The following is a 5,277-nucleotide window of genomic DNA, read 5'->3' as shown; positions in this document are numbered from 1 at the left end:
CGTTTCCTTCCCGCTCGGCAGATCTGGCGAGCGGGAAGGAAACGGACACCGCGGGAGGGAAGCGGTCCCGCGGGAAGGGCAGCGTGCCGGCTCACGCCGGGACGAGACCGGCTGCGGGGGTGTACTTCTCCCGCCTGATCCGACGCGGCGACATACGGCGGCGTTTGAGGGCCTTGACCCCCGCCTCGACCATCGCCGGCGGCCCGCAGAGGTAGGCAGCGTGGTTGCGGCACGACGGAATGTCCTCCATCATCGCGTCACCGACGTAACCGGTTCGCCCGGACCATTGTTCGCGACTGAGGCAAGGGATGTACCGGACCCCGTGGTGGGTGGCCGCGAGTCCCTCCCAGAAGTCCACGTCGTAGAGCTCGGCCCGGGTACGGACCCCGTGGTAGACGTGGATTTCGCGGGCGGGGTCGGCTTCGAGAGCCGCGCGGGCGACCGCCTTCAGCGGGGCCAGGCCCGTTCCACCGGCGAGCAGGACCAGGCCCTCGGACTCGTCCGGTTCGTAGCAGAAGTCTCCCCACGGTCCGGACATCGTGACGGGATCGCCGACATCCAGGGTCTGGAAGATCCATCCTTCAGTCGCCAATCCGCCGGGTTGCCGCCGGATGTGGAACTCGAGCTTGTCGGGCTCGCTCGGCGGATTCGCCATCGAATACGGCCGTGTCTCAGTGGTTTCCGGCACCGTCAGCTCGACGTACTGGCCGGCCGTGAACTCCAGCGGCTGGTCGAGGAGGACCGTCACGGACACGGTGTCGGCGGCGATCTCCGTCACGGATCCAACGGTTCCGGCGATGTCGCGAAGCACGTGGCGCGGTGAGCCGGGGTCCTCGGCGGGCGGTTCGATGTCCACGTCGGAGGCGGGTGTGGTCTGGCAGGACAACACGAAACCCTGTTCCTGCTCGGCAACCGAGAGCACCGAATCCGGGGCCGGCGGATGGTCGACGCTTCCGCGTACGACGCGGACCTTGCAGGTGCCGCACGTTCCCTGGTTGCACGAGTTCGGGACCCACACTCCGTTGCGCAGGAACGCGTCGAGCATCTTCTGATCAGGTCCGCACGACACCGAGGACTTTCCGGTGCTGATCGTGAACTGCTCCGCACTCGTCATGGTCACACCTCCCAAGTGGTGTGCAGCGAGGTCGGGCCGCGGAAGCCCCAACCCCAGAACTCGACGTCGGAGCCGGTGTCGCGCTCGAGGTTCGGGATTGCCTCGAGTAGTTCCTCGAGCCCGATGCGGCAGACCTGGTTGGCGAAGTAGATACCGGCACACGCGTGGTTGCCGGCGCCGAATGCCAGGTGCGGCAGCGGGGGTCGGGTGAGGTCGAACTCCGACGGCGCGTCGTACACGGAGTGATCGTGGTTGGCAGAGCCGTAGGACATCAGGACCACCGAGCCCTCGGGGAGTTCGACGCCGGCCACCTGCACGTCCTTCGTGGCGATGCGGGCGGTCGCCGACCAGATCGGCGAGGTCCACCGCATGCCCTCCGAGATTGCGCGGGGGATCAGGGCGGGCTCGTCGATGACCTGCTCGAGCTGGTCCGGTCGCGTGAACAGTCCGACGAGCGTCGAGCCCATCGCGTGCCCGGGCTCCTGCATCGCGCCGAGGAGATAGACGTAGAGGGTCGGGTAGATGTACTCGCGGTCGCGGGTCTGCCCCTCGGGCATACCGTCGTGCAGCCAGTGGGAGATGGCGCTGTCGTCGGGATTGACGATCCAGTTGTCGATCAGGGGGTCGACGATGGAGCGGATCTCCTCCTTGGCGGCGTCGGCCTCGACGAAGCCCTCGGGGTTGGTGAACTCGCCGTTCTCGTCGACGCCCGCGTTGGTGAACGAGACCGACAGCTTGTGGAACCACTCGCGCAACTTGTCCGAGCTGACCGACTGGAGGCCGAGAAGGTCGCCGAGAGCGCGGACGCTGACCGGCTCGCAGTACCGGGCGATGAGTTCGGCCCGCCCGGTGTCCTCGAATTCGCTCAGGTAGCGGCGCGCGATCGGGCGGACCAGATCGTCGATCCAGCGGTCGACCTCCTGTGGCTGCAGGGCGGGATCGACCATCGACCGGAGGTCGTCGTGAACCGGCCCGTTGACACCGATCACGGCGGGGTGACCGAAGGTGCGTCCGCCGGCCTTGGTGATGACGGCTTCGAAGTCGGGGCTGGTCGCGATGGCGCGGCAGATCTCGGCCGTGGTGGCGACGTAGGAGCCGAGCACCGGCACGTACGCCAGCGGAGCCTCTGCGCGCAACCGCTCGTAGACCGGGTACGGATTGCGCTCGAGCTCGGTCATCGTGATGTCGTCGATCCAGGAGATGGTGCTGGTCATCGGTCGTCCTCACCTCGGTTGATGGTTGATCGGCGAGCTGTCGCCGGGGAGTTGCGAGAGCAGACGTTAGGGACGGATCGACCCCGGGGCGATACGCGATGCGCGGGATCGATACCGATTGCGCGACGGCTGTGATGCACGTCTCCATGGCCCCTGGCGAGTGGGTTGCTGCACAGGGTTGAATCACAGGTGCCGCACCGGGGGTGCGGCGGGATCGGCGCTCGAGCGGGATTGGAGGTCGAGAGGACATGTCGACGCAGCGCACCACCAAGATCAGCGATTGGGAGGCGGCACACCGGGCCGTCGAACAGGTGTACTTCCCGCATGAGCTGACTGCGCTGTCGTCGCCCGACCAACTCGAACTCAACCTGCAGACCGTCGACCTCGGGCCGGTCACCATCGGCCGGCTGAACTGGGGGACCGATGTCTCCATAGCCTGCGACTATCCCGACGCCTACGAGATCAACATCCCCGTCAGCGGTGTCCTCGAGTCTCGTGCTGGGTCGGTTCGCACGACGTCGGAGGCCGGTCAGGCCACGGTGTTCACCGCCGACCGGCCGTCGCTCATCACCCGATGGTCCGCCGACTGCCAGGTCGTCGGGGTGAAGTTCGACGCGGAGTATCTCGAACGTGAGGCCGATCGCGTCCGCGCGGCTCCGCTGAGGTCGCAACTGCTGCTCCCACACCAGCTCGACCTCACCGGGCCCGACGAACAGTCGTGGTTCGCGCTCGTCCGTGCGCTCTCGGCGCAACTGCGGGAGCCGGCCGACCTACTCGCCAATCCGCTCGTCGGACCGCAATTGGCGAGCGCGGTCAGCAGTGCCTTCATCCTCGCAGTCTCGCCCGAAGAGGCTGGGACAGGCCTGCGGCCGCGCATGGTGAAGCGGGTGCTCGATGCCCTGCACGACGATCCTGCTCGCGACTGGCGTCTGGCCGACATGGCCGAGATCGGTGGGTCGAGTCTCCGGAGACTGCAGGAGGGCTTCGCCGAGCATGTCGGTGCCACGCCCACCCAGGTGCTGCGCGACATCCGTCTGAGTCGGGCGCGCGCCGACCTGCTCTCCCCGGATGACACCGGAACCGTCGCCGAAGTCGCTGCCCGATGGGGCTTTTCCAGTCCGAGCCGGTTCGCGGCCGCCTACCGGAAGAGGTACGGGATCGCTCCCTCGGAGCATCGGCGGTAGTGGGGGGTTGCGCCTCCCATCGAGAATCACGTTCCCGCGGAGGCAATAGCCCCGTCGGCGTCGCGAATCCGGCCGTCAACCGCCCACTCACTTGTTCTGTGTCAGAACGGTGGTGGGTTGTTGGTGTCCCATTCGGCTTGTTGCCGACGATGGGTGTCGGTGCGGTGTGCGCGCTCGTCGGTGAGTCGTTGCCGCGCCGGATGATCGGGTGGCTGGGTCTTCAGCGACGCGAACAGGTCTCGCCCGGTGTACGGGTTGCCCAGGTAGGTGTGGCCGGTGGGGGCTTCGAACCACACGGCGAGGTACTCGTCCTGGGAGTCGCGCCACCTGCCGAAGGTTTTGATGCGGTGGTGGAACCGGCACAACGGTTTGAGGTTGTGTTGGAGGGTCTTTCCGCCGCGGTCGGGGTGGCGGTGGTCGTATGGGTGGGTGTGGTCGAGGTCGACGGTCCACACCGGTTGGTTGCAGCCGGGGAAGGTGCAGCACAGCTCGCCGGCCCGCACGAGAGCTTGCAGTTTCTTGCTCGGCACGTAGGTGCTGGCGGCTGCCGCGGCCCGGGCGTCGGCGTCTGCCGGGTCTGTGCGCGCCCCGGTGGGGATGAAGGTGTGGACCGCGTCGGCGAAGAGTCGGCGCATGGTGTGGGCGTCGATCAGCCCGTGGCCGTCGAGCATGCCGGGATCGTTGTCGAGCCCGACCAGCGTCGTCAGGTTGCCCACGATGTGATAGGTCGGTCGGGGTGCGCGGCAACTGGTGCAGGTGCATGTGCAGTCGCCGGTCGGCTCCGGGACCGGCGCGTTGTCGTCGGGTTCGGTTGCGGTGGTGTCGGTTACGCCCGGTACAGCAACGGGGGTGGGCTGGGGTTCGGGTGTTGCCGCGTCGGCGGGTTCGGGGGTGTCGAGGTTCTGCTCGGCCGGCGGGGGTGCACAGTCGGGGCACTGGCAGTCCAGGGTTTGCTTGCCGTGGGCGAGGGCGAGTAGGGCGTCGGCACGGCGCTGGGGCATGGTGCGCGGGTCGCCGGTGTGCACGCCGGTGGCCATGGCGGTCAGCTGGGCGTTGAGGGCGGCGGCATCGGTGTGGGGGAAGTGTCCGGTGATGCGCGACTGGCCGGGCTGGTGGCGGTCGGGTCGGATGTTGACTCCGCGGTCCCGGGTGGCCTGGTCGTTGCGGCGCTTGACCGCTTCCGGTGCCTGCCTGTGCACGATCTGGTCGACCAGTGCGGTGAACCGGGTGGTGGACATGGGGTCGCGCGCCAGGATTGCCTCGGCCAACGCGGCGTCCACCATGGGCATGGTGGCGTCGTCGACGAAGTCGGTGCGATTGAGTGCGATCATGAACCGGCGCAGATCGATCCGTCCGCATGCCAGGGTGGTGCCGGTCAGCGGAAGCCGGTACCGCATGGCGTCCCCGGTGCGGATGAGGCCGCGGGCTTCCGCAGCGGTGATGGTCAGCGCGGCACCGAGTTCGGCGGTGGCTTGTTCGAACCCGTTGGGCCCGAACTGTTCATACGGGTCCGTACCGGCAACCACCTGGGCTGTCTTGTCGAGGAGGTCGTCGACGGATCGTGCTTGTCCGGAGTGGATCTCACTGCGGCGCAGTAGGTATTCTTCTTCGCGCTGTTCGTGCAGCAGGCTGGCGGCGATCAGCGTGCGGCAGGTGTTGGCGGCGTTCATCGACGCTGAGTACGCAGCCGTGCTGACCAGAGCTTCGGCCGAGAGTCCGTCCAGGGGTTTGAACACGTCGAAGCCCGCGTCGGGGAGATCCCCGC

4 protein-coding genes are annotated in these 5,277 nt (G+C 67.7%); 1 reads left to right on the top strand and 3 read right to left on the bottom strand.

Annotated elements, in window-relative coordinates; all coding sequences use genetic code 11:
* Positions 1 to 91: 91 nt before the first annotated feature.
* Positions 92 to 1,114, bottom strand: a complete 1,023-nt coding sequence (locus OK17_RS21615) for a 2Fe-2S iron-sulfur cluster-binding protein (protein ID WP_232718507.1) — start codon at positions 1,112 to 1,114, stop codon at positions 92 to 94.
* 2 nt (positions 1,115 to 1,116) lie between these two features.
* Complete coding sequence (locus tag OK17_RS21610) at positions 1,117 to 2,328, bottom strand: cytochrome P450 (protein ID WP_232718509.1); 1,212 nt, start codon at positions 2,326 to 2,328, stop codon at positions 1,117 to 1,119.
* A 248-nt stretch (positions 2,329 to 2,576) separates the two neighbouring features.
* Between OK17_RS21610 and OK17_RS21605 the strand changes: the two genes are divergently transcribed.
* Positions 2,577 to 3,512 carry an AraC family transcriptional regulator gene (locus tag OK17_RS21605; protein WP_204717834.1) on the top strand — a complete coding sequence of 312 codons (936 nt, stop codon included), beginning with the start codon at positions 2,577 to 2,579 and terminating at the stop codon, positions 3,510 to 3,512.
* A gap of 101 nt (positions 3,513 to 3,613) precedes the next feature.
* Here OK17_RS21605 and OK17_RS21600 read toward each other — a convergent pair.
* Positions 3,614 to 5,277: HNH endonuclease signature motif containing protein (locus tag OK17_RS21600; RefSeq protein WP_461418708.1), on the bottom strand; the 1,664-nt coding region annotated here is incomplete at its 5' end.

It is taken from the genome of Gordonia sp. GN26, from assembly GCF_054823965.1.
The sequence above is the reverse complement of the archived record's forward strand: the minus strand, read 5'-3'. Positions and strand labels throughout refer to the sequence as shown.

Bases quoted from the DNA above. Each gene is read 5' to 3' on its own strand.
- OK17_RS21615 (WP_232718507.1), bottom strand. From the start codon at position 1,114: ATGACGAGTGCGGAGCAGTTCACGATCAGCACCGGAAAGTCCTCGGTG.
- OK17_RS21610 (WP_232718509.1), bottom strand. From the start codon at position 2,328: ATGACCAGCACCATCTCCTGGATCGACGACATCACGATGACCGAGCTC.
- OK17_RS21605 (WP_204717834.1), top strand. From the start codon at position 2,577: ATGTCGACGCAGCGCACCACCAAGATCAGCGATTGGGAGGCGGCACAC.